This window comes from Shewanella sp. Choline-02u-19, assembly GCF_002836205.1.
Classification (GTDB): Bacteria; Pseudomonadota; Gammaproteobacteria; order Enterobacterales; family Shewanellaceae; genus Shewanella.
On the sequence record NZ_PJBE01000013.1, the window covers coordinates 2403178 to 2420792 of the forward strand.

The following is a 17615-nucleotide window of genomic DNA, read 5'->3' on the forward strand; positions in this document are numbered from 1 at the left end:
ATCGAATACTCTCACTATATTTATCGGTAACCCAATCGTCTCATGAATGAAGCCAACAATATGACCAAGTACAGCCTGCGTTCATGGGTTCTGGTATTGGCGTTAGCTCCAACTATTTTAGTGGGTATTTTATTGGGAAGCTATTTTACCATAAATAGATTTTATGAACTTGAAGAAACGCTCATAGATCAAGCGAGTAGTATCATCGAGCCTTTAGCCATTGCGGCAGAGGTCGGTTTAGACAGTAAAGATTTTGAAACCACAAAGCGCTTAATCACCGCCGCTCAGCTCAACAAAGCCTCTTTAGTACAGTTTATTGCTATTTTTGATGTCGACAACCGTGTCGTCGTCACCTCGCATCATTATAAAAATCATGAAGTCATGCGTTACGACAAACCGCTAAGTTCGATGCTAAGAACTGAACTTGAGCAAGTCGGTGACAGTATGATTTTACGCAGCCCGATTTTCAAAAACAGTGCAGTGCGACCTGTCGATACCTTCGATGAGAATGACAATAGGATCTCAATAGAGGCCGTTAAACTCGGCTACATATCGATATTGATCAATAAAGAGAATGCGCTGCTTGAGCAACATCGCGCCGCTGTGGCGGCGTTTATTATTGTATTGATTGGGGTGCAGCTGAATCTATTTTTTACTTTCCGACTGGTTAAAAACGTAACCCAACCCATTACTGAAATGGTACGAGTGGTAGCCAAAATTCGAGAAGGTAAACTCGACACCCGTTTAACCGGAAACCTCATTGGTGAGCTGGATCTGCTTAAACGCGGTATTAATGCCATGGCAGGCTCCTTGTCGGAATACCATGATGAAATGCAGCAAAATATTGACCAAGCCACATCTGATTTACGAGAGACACTCGAACAAATTGAGATCCAAAACGTTGAGCTTGATATGGCCAAAAAGCGGGCGCTAGAAGCCAGCCGGATTAAGTCTGAATTTTTAGCCAACATGTCCCATGAGTTACGCACCCCACTTAATGGCGTCATTGGTTTTGCAAAACAGTTATTAAAGACCCCATTACACTCCAGTCAGCAAGACTATATTCGTACCATTGAGCGCAGCGCCACGAGCCTACTCAGTATCATCAACGATATTTTGGATTTTTCTAAGCTAGAAGCCGGTAAAATGGTATTGGAAAACATGCCATTTTCTCTGCGTGAAATAGTCGAAGAAACCGTCACTATGTTGTCTAGCAGTGCACGAGAAAAACAGATTGAGTTGGTGATCGATGTTGACCCACGTATTCCAGAGGATGTTACTGGCGATGCGATGCGTTTTAGCCAAATCCTGACGAATTTAGTCGGCAACGCAATTAAGTTTACCGACAGGGGGAGTGTGCAGCTTAAGATGCAACTTGAAGAGATTGCGGACGGTAAAGCGCGTGTCCGTATTGAGATAATTGATACAGGTATCGGTATTGATGCCGAAAAACTGGCCGCATTATTCCAAGCTTTTGGCCAAGCAGATTCTTCTATCTCAAGGCGCTTTGGTGGTACCGGTCTTGGACTGGTGATCACCAAGCGTTTGGTTAATCGAATGGGTGGCCAAATAGGCTGTAATTCAGAGCTACAACAAGGCTCAACCTTCTGGTTTTCCTTACCTCTTAACTTAAGCCAATTCCCCATCAGCGATACCTTACCAATTGGTACGCTTAAGAATAAAAGCATTTTACTATTCGAACCTAATCCGTTATCACAGCATGCCATTGAACGTATGCTGCTACGCTGGGGTCTTAAAGTCACTAAGGTGACCAGCAGTAAACAGCTCGAATTTATTGTGACTCAGTCAAATCACTTGTTTGATTATGGGCTCTTTAGTTGTAAACCGCTCGCGACTGGCGGCAACGGTGTTGAGCTGCTCAAAGTGGCTAAACCTAAAATAAGTTACTTAATGCTGATAAACAATTGCGTCGAAAGTGAGGATATCTTCACTCAAATTCGCCCCTATATCGACAAGCAACTCACGATGCCTATCGGTGAGAAGCGACTGTCCAGTAGCTTGATCGATCAACAATCTACACTTGAAGCCGAAGTATTGCCAATGCCTGCAATAATGTCGGCCCCCGAGGTGAGAGAAAACTTAACCGTACTGGCAGTTGACGACAACCCTGCTAATTTAAAGCTTATGGATACATTACTAAAAGAGCTAGTGACCCAAGTGCTCATTGTCGATAATGGTGATGCCGCGGTAGAAATTGCAAGACAACGCAGTTTTGACCTTATCTTTATGGATATTCAAATGCCAGGCACTGACGGCATTAGCGCCACTAAACTAATAAGACAAAATTCAGCTAATCGCAATACGCCCATTATAGCAGTGACCGCCCACGCTATAGCTGAAGAGCGAGAGCGTATATCATCGAGTGGTATGGATGGCTACTTACCCAAACCTATCGATGAGGCAGCACTGAAGGAAGTGATCCGCAAATGGAAAAACAAACCCAAGTTCACCCACTTTGATCAGCGCACCTTAAATTGGGAACTGTGTTTGACGCAGGCAAATAACAAGCCAAACTTAGCCATTGATATGTTGAAGATGTTGTTAAAGTCACTGCCAGAGACGGTGGAGCATATCAATAGTGCACTCACGAATTTTGATCAGCAAAACATGCTTACCTGTATTCATAAATTACACGGTGCAAGCTGTTATTGTGGCGTGCCGACCACCCAACAACTTTGTCAGGAGATAGAGTCAGGGTTAAAGCGTGGTGTTACTGTAGAAGATGTAGAACCTGAAATCCTTGAGTTACTTGATGAGTTAACTAAGGTAGAATCAGCCGCTAATCAAGTGATCACCCAGCTATCAGTGGAAATAAAAGATGACAAATAAACCGGGCTTTTTTCAACGCTTAAAAGGGCTAACACTAGCACAAAAGAAACTTTTTGCTATTGCATTATGCCAGCGCATGCTACCCAATTATCAGCTTTTTTCTGAAGTGTGTGAATTTGGCAACCCGAAGGTGCTCGATACACTGCTCAACCTGCTTTGGCAGTCAATGTACGACAATAAACTGAAACTAAATTTAGAGCTACAAATGGAACGTATAGAAGAAAATACGCCAGAGCCTGCTGATTTTGACGTCTACGGCGTATATCCAGCACTAGATGCAGCGGTAGCCTTAACCTCTTTGCTAAGCGCACTAGAAAGTAAAGTTGAAGAAGATATCACTAATATCAGTAAGCTCTCGTCAGCTACGGTTGCCAACTATATTGAAGCAACCTGCGAGCAAGATTTTGATAAAGAATCAGAATTAGATGATTATATTTTTAACCATGAAGTCATGGTTGAAGAAAAAGAGATGCAAGAAGATCTTCTGCAAACCATCGAAAAGAACCCACATCTCAAAGCCGATTTCATCAAAGAGTTACGCCGAGAAATTGTCACCGTCGGCATATCAAATATTGGCGTCAGCGCAGCAGAGTAATACCGCAAAAGAGTCGCTTTATTAAAGCGACTCTTATACTCATGCCATTTGTAACATCAGGATCACGTGGGTATAGAATACGCTTAATTCAAGGTGATAGTTGTTCCCTTAACTGTCCATCGAGAACAATTGCTCCGCTTTGGACTGCATAAACTCGATAAAGAGCTTAACCTTCAAAGGTTGATGACTGCGTTGATGATACAAGATTGAAATCCGCCTTTTCTCACCAATCCATTCAGGTAATAGCGTTGTCAACTGGCCGCTCTTAAGCTGGTTTTTCACAAAAAGTGCTGGGCCATATAAAACCCCACCATGATCTACAGCGGCCTGCACTGCGCCATTTAACTCACTTAACGTCAGTTTTGCAGGTCCATCATAATAAAAGTTCTCTCCCGATGGGTGCTTTAAAGTCCAGTTAAACAAAGGCCATACTTTAATCAACGCGTGTTGTTCTAAATCGCTTGGATGGCACAAGCTAGGTGCCTTATCCATATACTGCGACGAGGCAAACAAACCATAATTAAGCACGCCAAGAGAGCTCGACACCCAAGAAGAATCTGGTTGGGTGCCACCGACAATAGCAACATCAACCCCCTCATCTATAAGATCGATTACGTTATTATTTTGTACTATATGCAGCTGTATATCTGGGAATTTTTCACAAAACTCGTTAATGGCATGGATGAAAATCATCGAAATAATTGACACCGGAGCCGCTATTCTAAGGGTACCTTCAGGCTTATCCACCGCAGCGCCTCTGATACTGTCAAACTGAGATACTATGGCCTGATATTGCTGAAACAGCGCTATGCCCTCCTCTGTTAGACGCAGCTTGCGAGTGTTCCTCATCAACAACTGCTTATCGAGCTGTGTTTCCAATTTAGTCAACTTACGGCTCACCGTTGCAATTGGCATCTCCAGCTCTTTAGCGGCTTGGGAAAAGCTCCCTGCATTAACTAAATGAACAAATTGGTAGATCAGCTGTAATTCCAAACCAAAATTACTATTCATCAATATAAACCCAAGCGTTTAAAACATAAAAAGGGGATCGGCTACGACCTAAGATTAATAGTATAACAAAACGTAAATATGATAATGTTCTAACTCAATTTTATGCGTGTTTTACGTATATTGTGGACAAGTTAATAGAGAAAATATGTCAGCTGTTATAACGCCACTACTCGCTGTATTTGGCATCATGTTGATTGGCACTTTGGTGCAAAAATCAAAACTGCTGCCTGCTGAGACCGATCAAGTTTTAAACCAATATGTGTACTATATTGCGTTTCCGGCCATTATGCTGATCACATTGGCACAAACCCCGATCAACGACATACTGCACTGGGGTTATATCGCTGGGTTTAGTGGCGCCATGCTAACCAGCTACGCGATCACCTTTCTCGTCTCGCGTTGGACCAATCCATCTCAAAACGCAGTCGCGTCTATGCGAGCGCTCAACGCCACCTTTGGCAATACTGCTTTTATCGGTATTCCCTTAATGGCGATGTTGTTTCCCAATAATCAAACGGCACTCGCCGCAGCCGCTATTGCCAGTCTATTATCGGTGTTAATTTTTGCCATCGCGCTCGTGTCATTGGAAATGATTGGCCGCAAGCAAAGCAGCTCAGCGGCAAAAATCATTAGCCTCGCCTTAATGCACAACCCTATTGTAGTGGGTAGTATGGTTGGGATAGTCCTATCCGCAATGACAATTACTTTGCCTGATAGTATCGCCCTCATCATTCGTCAACTGGGTATGACCTCGAGCCCTTGTGCACTGTTTGCCATAGGTATGGTGCTCGCTAAATCAGCTCAACACCAAACTTCAACACATATTATTAGCCTGAAACAGCTCACAGAGATTAGTGTTATCAATGCCATTAAACTGATTTTTCAGCCTCTAGTCACTTACTTGATCATGTTTAGCCTAGATGTTGATCCACAATTGATTGCTATGGGCGTCATACTCGCGGCGCTGCCGACTGCTGCCAGTGTCTACCTACTTGCACAACGGTACCAAACTCAAGTCATCACCAGTGCTCAGGGAATACTATTGGGTACCCTTGTCACCTTTATTACTTTACCGTTATTAGAAGCTTATCTATTGGGTTAACATTCGATGCTTAATTTAAAAGCCCGCCTTGCTAAACCTTGGTTCTAGCAACTTTTACTTCTGCATAGTGAGAGAGTGCACTAGATAAATTTATTACTCCGCTAATGAATACTTCCCATCTAACTGTATTTATTACCTTTTAGCTTATAGAACGCGGTAATTAGAGATGAAAAAAGTTGCCGATATCGATTAATTTTCCAACTGATAGTTTACTGTATAAAAAAACAGTATATACTGTTCATTAATACAGTGTATTGGGATAGGACATCACTATGCTTTGCCAACTCAGCATTAATAATTTTGCTATTGTGCGTTTTTTGGAACTCGATTTTAAAGCCGGCATGACCAGTATCACTGGTGAAACCGGCGCGGGTAAATCTATTGCTATAGATGCATTAGGCTTGTGCCTAGGTAATCGAGCCGACGCTAATGCCATTCGGCCTGGCGCCACCAAAGCGGAGGTAAGTGCACGCTTTTCATTATCTGATATTCCACTCGCAAAGCGCTGGTTAGAAGATAATGATCTCGAACTAGATAATGAGTGTATCTTAAGACGAACCATCAATAATGATGGCCGCTCACGCGCATATATCAATGGTAATCCAGTCCCACTTGCACAGATAAAATGCCTCGGACAACTGCTGATTGGCATTCATGGCCAACACGCTCACCATGCGATGCTAAAAAGTGAGCACCAGCTTACTTTACTCGATAGTTACGCCAACCATAAAATGCTACTCGACACTGTAGCGGCGAGTTATCAGAGATGTAAAACTGTTGAAAAACAGTTACATCAATTAGAGTTAGCGCAGCATGAAAGGCTTGCTCGTAAACAGTTACTGCAATACCAGGTTGAAGAACTCAATGAGTTTGCCATTGCTAAAGGCGAGTTTGAAACCATAGAGGCTGAACATAAAAAACTCGCCAACAGCACAGCATTAATCGAGCTATGCCGTAGCCAATTAAATATTTTGCAGGACAATGATCAAGCGAGTGTTGAGTCATTATTAAATACCTCTATAAGTCAGGGGCAAGATTTAGAAAGTTATGATGCCGAACTTGGCAGCGTTGTCGCCATGCTTAATGATGCACTTATTCAAGTACAAGAGAGTAGTAGCGAGCTTGAACGGTATTTAGAAGGTTTAGAACTCGACCCTGAATACTTTGAACAATTAGAGCTTCGGATCTCTAAAGCACTGCAACTGGCGCGCAAACACCATGTCAATGCCAGTGAATTGTTTGCTCACCATCAAGGTCTGTTGAATGAACTCAATGAGCTTGGATCGGACGGGGACAAACTTGAAGAGATCCGCAATCAACTGCAAAATAGCCAACAGGCATATTTGAATCACGCACGAAAACTAAGCCTTAGTCGTGGCCGCTACGCTAAAGAACTCGATAAAAAAGTGACTCAATCGATTCATGAGCTGAGCATGCCTAAGGGTAAATTCAGTATCGCAGTCAACTTTAATCAAGCCGTCATTAGCCCTCAAGGCTCCGATGCTATTGAGTTTCTCGTGACCACCAATCCAGGTCAACCTTTGCAGCCCATTGCTAAAGTGGCCTCAGGCGGAGAACTCTCTCGAATAGGCCTTGGCATACAAGTTATTACCGCTAAAAAAGTCGCGACTCCAACACTCATTTTTGATGAAGTAGATGTGGGGATATCAGGTCCAACGGCGGCTGTCGTCGGCCGGATGCTGCGGAGTTTAGGGGAATCGACTCAAGTATTTTGCGTGACCCACTTACCGCAAGTTGCCGGTAATGGCCATCAACATATGTTTGTTAATAAGACCAGTAAATCTGGTAAAACAGAAACATCCATGGTTGCCCTAGATAAAGACCAGCGAATTGAGGAGTTAGCTCGCTTACTGGGAGGTGACACCATTACCAGTAATACGATTGCCAATGCTAAAGAGCTGCTGTTTAGTTAAATGAACTTGCGTAAAACAACCATTAAAAAAGGAGCTAACAATAGCTCCTTTTTTAATGCCACACTCACGACCTAAATCAAGTAGTGAGCTGCGGTGTGTAAGCAAATCAAGGAAAATATCCCTGCAAGTACATCATCAATCATAATCCCAAAACCACCTTGCACTTTTGCATCCAGCCAACGAATCGGCCATGGTTTCAAAATATCAAAAAAGCGAAACAACACAAAACCGGCCAGTAACCATTGCCAACCCACTGGCGCCGCTATCATGGTGATAAGTAAACCGGCAATCTCATCCCAAACAATAGCACCGTGATCATGCACGCCCATATCTTTAGCGGCTTTATCACATATATAAAAGCCGATTAAGACGGTAAAAAGCGTCAAGCCGATATACCAAGGTAAGCTCAATGGTGCCATTAATAAGTAGAGCGGTATGGCGGCAAGCGTACCAAACGTACCTGGCGCCTTTGCGGCTAAACCTGAGCCAAATCCTAATGCCAAAAAATGAATAGGATTTTTAAGAGACAGCTTGGTTAGTGCTTTATCTTTTGAAAGTAAATTCATCAATTAAAGTGCTCAAATCCGAGGTTAATGGGCTCAAATGGCTGTTTATCTAACAACAATTTCAACTTGCCACCCGTGCAAATTTGACCAATCTTAGTAAACTTCACACCCGTCTCAGCCAATGCGATCTCTAGTGCGCCTTTTTGGGCTTCAGAGACAGTAAAGAGTAGTTCATAATCCTCACCACCCGTTAATGCATAGCTTAGCGCCATCTCAGCTGAGACATTGGCTTTGAGCTGGGGAGATAAAGGCAGCTTATCGACATTGATTGTGGCGCCAATATTCGAGGCTTTCAGTACATGTCGGATATCAGAGACTAAACCATCAGAAATATCAATGGCACTCGATGCCAGCGTGCGCAGTGCTTGCCCCGCTAATACCCTTGGAGTTGGCCGGTAATGACGATTAATAAGATAGTTTCTATCGTCTTCATTACAATCCGCTTTTCCGCGCAGTAGATCTAGCCCTAAAGCTGAATCACCTAATGTGCCGGTAGCGTAGATCCAATCTCCATTTCTTGCGCCGCTACGAGTCAGACCCGCATGCTTAGGCACTTGGCCATTAATGGTAATGGTGATTGAGCGGGGACCACGAGTAGTATCACCGCCAATAAGTGCTACGCCATAGTATTCGGCAATTTCAAACAAGCCTTCACTATAATCTGCCAACCAATTTTCGTCGACTTCTGGCAAGGTTAGCGCCAATGTCATCCATGCAGGCTCCGCCCCCATAGCAGCCAGATCGGATAAATTCACCGCTAGCGACTTATACCCCAGATCTTTTGCAGGCATATCAGCAAAGAAGTGCACGTTTTCCACTAAGGTGTCACAAGATATCACAACAGATTTATTTGCAGCGGGTTCAACAATGGCGCAATCATCACCAATGCCAAGTGCAACGTCTTTTCGAGACTGGGCACGCCCAATAAAAAAGCTTTCGATTAATTGAAATTCTTTCACAATACCAATCACAAATTAAGAAGTGGTTTGAGGAAAAAAGAGGATCTAATAGTAAGAGGATCTTAGCTATGATTTTAGTTACGTTAGATGTGTTCTGCTATTAAATGCCAGCCACGGATCATGCAACTGTTATTCTCTTTTTAGGCATACAAAAACGGCATCCGAAGATGCCGTTTTTACTATTTCGTTCTTGCGACTAGCTTATCCAGAATACCGTTAACGAACTTATGTCCATCTTCAGCGCCGAATGCTTTGGCAAGCTCGATAGCTTCGTTAATTGCTACTTTATAAGGAACATCCTTGCGGAAAGTCAGCTCATAAGTTGCTAAACGAACAATCGCCTTTTCGACAGGGTCAACTTCATTCAAAGGACGAGTCAAAAATGGAATGATTAGCTCATCCAATTGGCTTTTCTTAGTTGCTACGCCCGCTAATAACTCACGAAAGTAAGTTATATCGACACCATCAACATTTTGTTCAGTTAGAAACTCATGCTCAACATCAGCAATATTGTTGCCACTTAGCTGCCAAGAGTAAATGGCCTGAACCGCTAAACGACGTGCCTTTCGGCGCTCTGAAGGCTTCATTAAATTGTCCTAGATTACAGGTGTTCTTCAAGTGCTTGCAGCACGTTAACCATCTCTAACAGACCCAAAGCAGCTTCGCCGCCTTTGTTGCCTGCTTTAGTACCTGAACGTTCAATTGCTTGTTCAATAGTATCAGTGGTTAAAACGCCGAATGAAACAGGAATATCAAATTCAAGTGCAACTTGAGCTAGACCTTTATTACATTCGCCTGCAACAAAATCAAAATGAGGTGTACCGCCACGGATAACCGCACCAAGTGAGATTATTCCGTCAAATTTTCCGCTTGCCGCAACACGACGTGCAGCAAGTGGCAGTTCAACAGCGCCAGGCACTTTAATTACAGTGATATTATCATCTGAAACTTGGCCAAAACGCTTAAGAGTGTCTACCGCACCACTAAGTAAACTATCTACAACAAAGCTATTAAAACGTGAAACTACGATCGCAATTTTTGCGTTTTTCGATTCGATATTACCTTGAACTATGTGCATTTATCTTACCTAAAATTAGCTAATTACCCAGCATGGGGGCGGAAGAGGCGGTATGATACCACAGCCGTTAACGCTGATCCCCATGCAATTTATAAGAAAAGTGTTAAATTACCCCTTGGATGATTTTCCAACCCAAGATAGTATTTTATTCTGCTATATAATCAGTTACTTCTAAACCAAAGCCTGATAGTGAATGATAACGCTTTGGTGAGCTAAGTAACCGCATTGATGTCACGCCTACATTTGCTAGGATTTGCGAGCCAACACCCACTTGACGTGAGGTTCCTTGCCACTTAGCTGTAATAGGTGCACTGCCGTTATCTTCAGCTTCAAATGCTTTAACTTTGGCTAAAATATCACTGCTATGCTCTTGATGACCGAGCAGTACCAGTACGCCACCGTCTTCGCTAATGCGCTGCATTGCTTTTTCTAGTGGCCAACTGCGTTGCTGATCGCGCTCGGAATGTAAAAGGTCGTTAAAGGTATTTTGTAGGTGAACACGTACAAGTATGTTCTCTGTAACCGGACCTTTGACTAATACATAGTGTAATTGATTATCGATAGTGTCACGGAAAGTCAGCATATCAAACTCACCAAAACGGGTTGGTAGCTTACATTGCGCTTCACGTACAACACTGGTTTCTTTAGTGTTGCGGTATTCAATTAGGTCAGCAATAGTGCCCATCTTTAATCCGTGCTTTTCAGCAAAAATTTCAAGATCTGGACGACGCGCCATGGTGCCATCGTCCTTTAAAATTTCAACGATGACTGATGAAGCTTCAAAACCTGCTAATCTTGCTAAGTCACAGCCCGCTTCAGTATGACCGGCACGGATGAGCACGCCACCCTCTTTTGCCATCAATGGGAATATGTGGCCAGGTTGCACAATATCACTAGGCTTAGCATCTTTGGCAACTGCAGCTTTTACCGTGACGGCACGATCTTGCGCTGAAATACCCGTTGTGACACCTTCAGCCGCTTCAATAGACATTGTAAAGTTGGTTGAGAACTGGGCATTATTGTTGGTGACCATTAAAGGCAGGTTTAGCTGTTCGCAACGTTCTTTAGTCAAGGTTTGACAAATAAGACCGCGACCGAACATCGCCATAAAGTTAACCGCCTCTGGCGTCACCATGTCAGCAGCCATAATAAGGTCGCCTTCATTTTCTCTATCTTCATCATCCATCAAGATAACCATCTTGCCTAGACGAATATCTTCGATGATCTCTTCTATACTATGTAGCGACATGTTCAGACCTTTATTTTGTATTACTGCATTAAGTGAGGTTGCTAACCTTTATGCCTATCGTGGCAAAACAGTATATAAATTTATATGATTATTTTTTTGGAGCTTCTAAAGATAAATTCTATCTTTAAAATAGCCTTAAGCCAGTATTTAACGTAAAAAACCTGAGCGAGCTAACAGTTCCATAGTAACTTCGGACTTAGGTTGCTGTTTTTCATGCTCTGATGAATAGTTCATCAATCTTTCTAAGTGGCGAGCAATGAGGTCAACTTCAATATTAACGCTATCACCAGCCTTCAAATTTATTAAGGTAGTCTCACCTGCTGTATGCGGCACTATGGTCAGTCTAAATCGATGCCCTTGCACTTCATTAACCGTTAAACTCACACCATCAATAGTAATAGACCCTTTATGGGCGATATAGCGACCCAGCTCTACGGGAGGTGATAACCAAAATTCAATTGCCTGACCGCGAACTTGACGGTCATCTACACGCGCCATGCCATCTACATGACCACTGACCATATGGCCACCCAAGCGTGTTGTTGGCGTCACGGCTTTCTCTAAGTTAACCGAGGTGCCGACAGCGTAATGTGCAAACCCGGTAAGGCTGACTGTCTCGGCTGAAATGTCCGCAACATAACCATCTGCTAGCCGCTCTACAACAGTAAGGCACACACCATTGGTGGCAATGCTGTCACCGAGCTTAACGTCCGACAAATCAAGCTTAGCGCTTGCAACTGTTAATCTAATATCATCGCCACGACGTTCAACTTTTCGTAAATGACCTACAGATTCAATAATTCCGGTAAACATAAAGTTAATTACTCATTCTTAACGTCAAGCGAGTATCTTTACCCACTTTTCGTTCATCTATTACATTAATACTGGGTATTTGGGACATCGCCTCAAATGGAGGCAAAGCAAGTAAGTCTCGCCCCTGAGCACCGAGTATTTTCATTGCTTGGTATAAAATAATTTCATCCGCTAATAGCGCGCTAACAAATGCACCAGCGAGTGTTGCACCGGCCTCAACTAACACCGAGTTACAGCTTTTACCGAGAAATACCAGCAAGGCACTAAGGTCTACCCGCTTATCTTTGGCGGATAATATTTGGTGACTAACATGGGCCGGCCATGCCGACTTCACCTTATCAGGGTAGTCACAAGTGCTAATTAGTAAAATCGGGCTGTTGATACTAAACATCTTAAGGTCAGTACCTAGCCGTGCTTGGCTGTCTAATACTACACGCATCGGTTGATGTAGTTCTGCTGGCGCGATCTCATTTGATAAAGAACCCAGTTCACTATGTCGTACATTTAGACTCGGGTTATCGGCCAAAACCGTTTCAACGCCAGTAATGAGTGCACAATGTCTTGCACGTACCCGCTGCACATCTCTGCGAGCTTCTGGCCCTGTGATCCATTTAGACTCACCGTTTGATAGTGCCGTTTTACCATCAAGACTCGCCGCAAGCTTTACCGTCACCCAAGGTAACCCTTGCTCCATTCTCTTCAAAAAACCGAGGTTAACCTGTTTAGCTGCATCGGTTAATAAACCAACGTCAACCTGTATGCCTGCATCACGGAGCATGGTAATACCACGACCAGAGACTTGTGGGTTGGGGTCCGTAACGGCAATAACAACGCGGCTAACCTTGCTTTCGATCAAGGCCTTGGCACAAGGTGGAGTTCGACCATAATGGCTGCACGGTTCTAATGTGACGTACGCGGTCGCACCAATGGCATCATCACCAGCCATGTTAAGTGCGTAGACTTCGGCATGGGGGCCACCAGCACGGATATGGTAACCTTCTCCCACAATCACGCCGTCTTTAACTAATACACTACCAACGCAAGGATTTGGTCGGGTGGTATAGAGTCCTTTTTGCGCTAATTCAATAGCAAGACTCATCATTTGATTGTCTTCAGTTGACCACATAGTGAAATGAGTTCCGATTAATCAATTGGGTAATAAGAGGGTATAACTACTTCTGTAAGTTCGCGATAGCGTCGCCGAACTCCGACACGTCTTCAAACGCGCGGTAAACGGAGGCAAAGCGTATATAAGCCACTTTGTCTAAGTTGACCAATTGGTCCATCATCAAGTTACCTATCATCTCTGATTTAACTTCACGCTCACCTGTCGCTCGCAGCATCGACTTAATCTTAGTTAAGGACTGCTCGATTTGGTCCATCGATACCGGTCTTTTCTCTACCGCTCGAAGCATGCCACCACGCAGTTTATCTTCATCGAAAGGTTGACGACTACCGTCTTGTTTAACCACACGAGGCATCACCAGTTCAGCACCTTCAAATGTAGTATAGCGCTCATGGCATTGCACACACTCTCGACGACGACGTACCTGATGGCCATCTGCGACAAGTCGCGAATCAATCACTTTAGTGTCTGTTGCGCTGCAAAATGGACAATGCATCTAGCCTCCGGTCAGGTATTAAAACGACTTATATAAACGATTTAATAAAAAATCATTATCAATTACCAACAAAAATGGCCGCATAAATGCGGCCATTAAAGTTTACCTGATTTAACGCTTAAGGTTAACCGTAAACAGGGAACTTAGCGCACAATTCAAGAACCTGTGCTTTTACACGCTCGCTAACAGCAAGATCTGTAATATCATCAAGTACATCACACATCCAGTGAGTCAGCTGCACAGACTCTTCTTCACCAAAACCACGTCGAGTAATCGCAGGTGAGCCAATACGCAGACCAGATGTCACAAATGGTGAGCGCGGGTCATTAGGTACTGAGTTTTTGTTGACAGTAATGTTGGCATTACCGAGCGCTGCATCAGCTTCTTTACCGGTAATATCCTTGCTGATCAAATCAAGCAAGAACAGGTGGTTATCAGTACCGCCAGAAACAACATCATAGCCACGTTCAATAAACGTGCGAGCCATTGCTTTTGCGTTTACCACAACTTGCTCTTGGTATGTCGTGAACTCTGGCTCGAGCGCTTCTTTGAATGCAACCGCTTTAGCAGCGATAACATGCATCAAAGGACCGCCTTGACCACCAGGGAAGACGGCTGAGTTTAGCTTTTTATAAATAGCTTCATCATCGATAGCAGAAAGGATCAAACCACCACGAGGGCCCGCTAACGTCTTATGCGTTGTCGTTGTCACAACATGTGCGTGTGGAAGTGGGTTTGGATAGATACCCGCAGCAACAAGACCTGCAACGTGCGCCATATCAACAAATAGGTAAGCACCTACTTTATCGGCGATTTCGCGGAACTTGCCCCAATCAACAATGCCAGAGTATGCACTGAAACCCGCAATAATCATCTTAGGATTATGTTCAACCGCTAGACGCTCAACTTCAGCGTAATCAATCTTGCCCGTTGACTCGTCAATGCCGTACTGAACCGCATTATAGAGCTTACCAGAGAAGCTGACATGTGAGCCGTGAGTCAAATGACCACCGTGAGCAAGACTCATACCTAGAACCGTGTCACCACCTTGAAGAAGGGCCATAAATACGGCTGCGTTAGCTTGTGAACCAGAATGCGGCTGAACGTTAGCATACGTTGCACCGAACAACTCTTTAGCACGAGATATTGCGAGTTCTTCAACAATATCAACATGCTCACAGCCACCATAGTAACGCTTACCAGGGTAACCTTCGGCATACTTGTTAGTAAGCTGAGAACCTTGAGCTTCAAAAACGCGTGGGCTCGTATAGTTTTCTGAAGCAATAAGTTCGATGTGCTCTTCTTGACGGCGAGTTTCATCTTCAATCGCTGCAAACAATTGTGGATCGTAATCCGCGATATTCATGTCTTTTTTCAGCATTATTTACTCCAGCTGTAAATTCTTATAGTAGGGTTGCGCGGTATGATACAGCGCAATTGATCACAATCCCAGCATTAGAAACATGAAATTACTTGCAATTTCCCATCAGCGATATTTCAACAATAGCAAATAGACGCCGTAAACTTGCTCAACGATTGTATTACATAGAAAAAACGCCTTTAATCTATTGATTCATTACTTTGTGGTGTAAATCTAGAAAACTCTGTTCTGCAAACACTCCAGCCCTGACATCATTTAATGGCCCATAATGGCAATAACACCGATACGCGATGTCTTTCTGTTATTCATTACTCCTCCGTCCAGTATCAATATATAAAATACAATCTAGTATGCCCCTCAGTAACGGTTATTTTTGGAGATATTAGCCAATCCCCAAATGTAGAACAGTACTTTTATTTAACTAAGCTGCACCTAAGATAAAGATCAGATTTAAGTTAGGCGGCGATTCGAGTAGAATTGCTGCCATTCCCAGTCAAAGAGAAATAAAATGGCTCAGTTTGTATACAGCATGCTTAGAGTGGGCAAGATTGTTCCGCCTAAAAAGCAAATTCTAAAAGATATCTCCTTAAGCTTTTTCCCTGGTGCCAAAATTGGTGTGTTAGGGCTCAATGGTTCAGGTAAATCAACTCTGCTACGCATCATGGCCGGTCTCGATACCGAAATTGAGGGCGAAGCAAGACCGATGCAAGACCTAAAGATTGGTTACTTACCGCAAGAACCAAAACTTGATCTAAATCAGACGGTTCGTGAAGCTGTTGAAGAAGCGGTTTCCGATGCCAAAAATGCCCTCGTAAGACTCGATGAGGTTTACGCGCTTTATGCAGAGCCAGATGCTGACTTTGATGCACTCGCTAAAGAGCAAGGCCAACTCGAAGCCATCATCCAATCACAAGATGCTCATAATCTTGATGTCGTTTTAGAGCGCGCTGCTAATGCACTGCGCTTGCCTGATTGGGATGAAAAAATTGCAGTGCTATCGGGTGGTGAAAGACGCCGAGTGGCTATTTGCCGTCTGCTGCTTGAAAAACCAGACATGCTACTGCTTGATGAACCCACCAACCACTTAGATGCTGAATCAGTCGCTTGGTTAGAGCGTTTTCTGCAAGACTATGTGGGGACTGTCGTGGCAATTACCCACGATAGATATTTCCTCGACAATGCGGCGGGTTGGATTTTAGAGCTCGACCGTGGTGAAGGGATCCCATGGGAAGGTAACTACTCTTCATGGTTAGAGCAAAAGGATGCTCGTTTACAGCAAGAATCTGCAACTCAAAGCGCTCGTCAAAAGACCATCGCTAAAGAATTGGAGTGGGTGCGCCAAGGTGCTAAAGGACGTCAATCAAAAGGCAAAGCACGTATGGCTCGCTTTGAAGAGCTTAATACCAATGACTATCAAAAGCGTAACGAGACCAACGAGCTGTTTATTCCACCAGGACCACGCTTAGGTGACAAGGTGATTGAAATTAATCACCTGACAAAATCCTACGGCGACCGGGTGTTAATTGATGACTTGAGCTTTGCCGTCCCTAAAGGGGCGATTGTCGGTATTATCGGTGCCAACGGTGCAGGTAAATCAACACTGTTCAAAATGATCTCTGGCGAAGAACAGCCAGACAGCGGCAGCGTTGAAGTCGGTGAGTCGGTACAAATTGCTTCAGTAGATCAGTTCCGTGATTCGATGAATGACAAGAACACCGTCTGGCAGGAGATCTCTGGCGGCCAAGATATTATGCGAATTAACAACACTGAAATATCAAGCAGAGCCTATGTTGGCCGCTTTAATTTCCGTGGTGGCGATCAGCAAAAGATCATTGGCACCTTATCGGGTGGTGAACGTAACCGTGTGCATTTAGCCAAACTGTTACAAGCCGGTGGCAACGTGCTACTGCTCGATGAACCTACCAACGACCTCGATATTGAAACACTACGAGCACTTGAAGAAGCGCTACTCGAGTTTCCTGGTTGCGCCATGGTGATTTCGCATGACCGTTGGTTCCTTGACCGTATCGCGACGCATATTCTCGATTATCGTGATGAAGGTAAAGTGAACTTCTATGAAGGTAACTACACCGAGTATTCAACCTGGTTAAAAGAAGAAATGGGCACTGACGTTGTTGAGCCTCATCGCTTAAAATACAAACGAATGAGTAAGTAACACTTCAATTATCCACTGTTAAACAGAGACTTAGGTCTCTGTTTTTATTTCTACAATCTAAACCTACTTCGTATTTTTCTGCCACATCTCAGAGGAATACACCTCAAAACCGCAAAAAATACTAGTGACATCGGATGCTATTCAAATATGAAAGCAGGTAAAAGTTATCAACTTTTCATTGGTGTATCTTCTAACTTCTAATCCCAAAAGCAAGGCATAGAGTTTCTCGATACAAATACCGCATTTGCCTTTAGCTCACTCACTGTTCGAGTAGACTGA

At 43.7% G+C, this 17615-nt stretch carries 15 protein-coding genes; 5 read left to right on the plus strand and 10 right to left on the minus strand.

Annotation, left to right across the window (positions count from 1 at the left end):
- Positions 1 to 60 precede the first annotated feature (60 nt).
- Both barA and CXF83_RS17135 read left to right on the plus strand, forming a co-directional pair.
- Positions 61 to 2850: a two-component sensor histidine kinase BarA gene (gene barA / locus CXF83_RS17130; protein WP_443018867.1), complete on the plus strand. Its 2790-nt coding sequence runs from the start codon at positions 61 to 63 to the stop codon at positions 2848 to 2850.
- Positions 2840 to 3445 carry a YjaG family protein gene (locus tag CXF83_RS17135; RefSeq protein WP_101090599.1) on the plus strand — a complete coding sequence of 202 codons (606 nt, stop codon included), beginning with the start codon at positions 2840 to 2842 and terminating at the stop codon, positions 3443 to 3445. Before barA ends, CXF83_RS17135 begins: the two co-directional genes overlap by 11 nt.
- Before the next feature lie 108 nt (positions 3446 to 3553).
- On the opposite strand, the gene CXF83_RS17140 is transcribed toward CXF83_RS17135, so the two are convergent.
- On the minus strand, positions 3554 to 4456 hold the full coding sequence (locus CXF83_RS17140; RefSeq protein WP_101090598.1) for a LysR family transcriptional regulator: 903 nt from the start codon (positions 4454 to 4456) through the stop codon (positions 3554 to 3556).
- Between the two features lie 145 nt (positions 4457 to 4601).
- On the opposite strand from CXF83_RS17140, the gene CXF83_RS17145 reads away from it, so the two are divergent.
- Together CXF83_RS17145 and recN are read left to right on the plus strand one after the other, a co-directional pair.
- The gene (locus CXF83_RS17145) at positions 4602 to 5558 is read left to right on the plus strand and encodes an AEC family transporter (protein WP_101090597.1); all 957 of its coding nucleotides are present in this window, start codon (positions 4602 to 4604) and stop codon (positions 5556 to 5558) included.
- 272 nt (positions 5559 to 5830) lie between these two features.
- Positions 5831 to 7492: a DNA repair protein RecN gene (gene recN, locus CXF83_RS17150; RefSeq protein WP_101090596.1), complete on the plus strand. Its 1662-nt coding sequence runs from the start codon at positions 5831 to 5833 to the stop codon at positions 7490 to 7492.
- Positions 7493 to 7563: 71 nt separating this feature from the next.
- Here the strand turns inward: recN and CXF83_RS17155 are convergent, their stop codons facing one another.
- The 9 genes from CXF83_RS17155 to glyA form a co-directional block, all read right to left on the minus strand.
- Positions 7564 to 8058, minus strand: a complete 495-nt coding sequence (locus CXF83_RS17155) for a phosphatidylglycerophosphatase A (protein WP_101090595.1) — start codon at positions 8056 to 8058, stop codon at positions 7564 to 7566.
- Positions 8058 to 9017 carry a thiamine-phosphate kinase gene (gene thiL, locus CXF83_RS17160; protein ID WP_101090675.1) on the minus strand — a complete coding sequence of 320 codons (960 nt, stop codon included), beginning with the start codon at positions 9015 to 9017 and terminating at the stop codon, positions 8058 to 8060. Before thiL ends, CXF83_RS17155 begins: the two co-directional genes overlap by 1 nt.
- A gap of 179 nt (positions 9018 to 9196) precedes the next feature.
- Positions 9197 to 9604 carry a transcription antitermination factor NusB gene (nusB, locus tag CXF83_RS17165; RefSeq protein WP_101090594.1) on the minus strand — a complete coding sequence of 136 codons (408 nt, stop codon included), beginning with the start codon at positions 9602 to 9604 and terminating at the stop codon, positions 9197 to 9199.
- Between the two features lie 14 nt (positions 9605 to 9618).
- Complete coding sequence (gene ribH, locus CXF83_RS17170; RefSeq protein ID WP_101090593.1) at positions 9619 to 10095, minus strand: 6,7-dimethyl-8-ribityllumazine synthase; 477 nt, start codon at positions 10093 to 10095, stop codon at positions 9619 to 9621.
- Positions 10096 to 10240: 145 nt separating this feature from the next.
- Positions 10241 to 11344, minus strand: a complete 1104-nt coding sequence (gene ribBA, locus CXF83_RS17175) for a bifunctional 3,4-dihydroxy-2-butanone-4-phosphate synthase/GTP cyclohydrolase II (protein ID WP_101090592.1) — start codon at positions 11342 to 11344, stop codon at positions 10241 to 10243.
- 147 nt (positions 11345 to 11491) lie between these two features.
- Positions 11492 to 12157, minus strand: a complete 666-nt coding sequence (locus CXF83_RS17180) for a riboflavin synthase (RefSeq protein WP_101090591.1) — start codon at positions 12155 to 12157, stop codon at positions 11492 to 11494.
- 4 nt (positions 12158 to 12161) lie between these two features.
- On the minus strand, positions 12162 to 13283 hold the full coding sequence (gene ribD / locus CXF83_RS17185) for a bifunctional diaminohydroxyphosphoribosylaminopyrimidine deaminase/5-amino-6-(5-phosphoribosylamino)uracil reductase RibD (RefSeq protein ID WP_101090590.1): 1122 nt from the start codon (positions 13281 to 13283) through the stop codon (positions 12162 to 12164).
- Positions 13284 to 13329: 46 nt separating this feature from the next.
- The gene (nrdR, locus tag CXF83_RS17190; RefSeq protein WP_101090589.1) at positions 13330 to 13779 is read right to left on the minus strand and encodes a transcriptional regulator NrdR; all 450 of its coding nucleotides are present in this window, start codon (positions 13777 to 13779) and stop codon (positions 13330 to 13332) included.
- 124 nt (positions 13780 to 13903) lie between these two features.
- Positions 13904 to 15160: a serine hydroxymethyltransferase gene (glyA, locus tag CXF83_RS17195; RefSeq protein ID WP_101090588.1), complete on the minus strand. Its 1257-nt coding sequence runs from the start codon at positions 15158 to 15160 to the stop codon at positions 13904 to 13906.
- Between the two features lie 508 nt (positions 15161 to 15668).
- Here glyA and ettA point away from each other — a divergent pair.
- Positions 15669 to 17336 (plus strand): energy-dependent translational throttle protein EttA, encoded by a 1668-nt coding sequence (gene ettA, locus CXF83_RS17200; protein WP_101090587.1) that lies wholly within the window; start codon positions 15669 to 15671, stop codon positions 17334 to 17336.
- Positions 17337 to 17615: the final 279 nt, after the last annotated feature.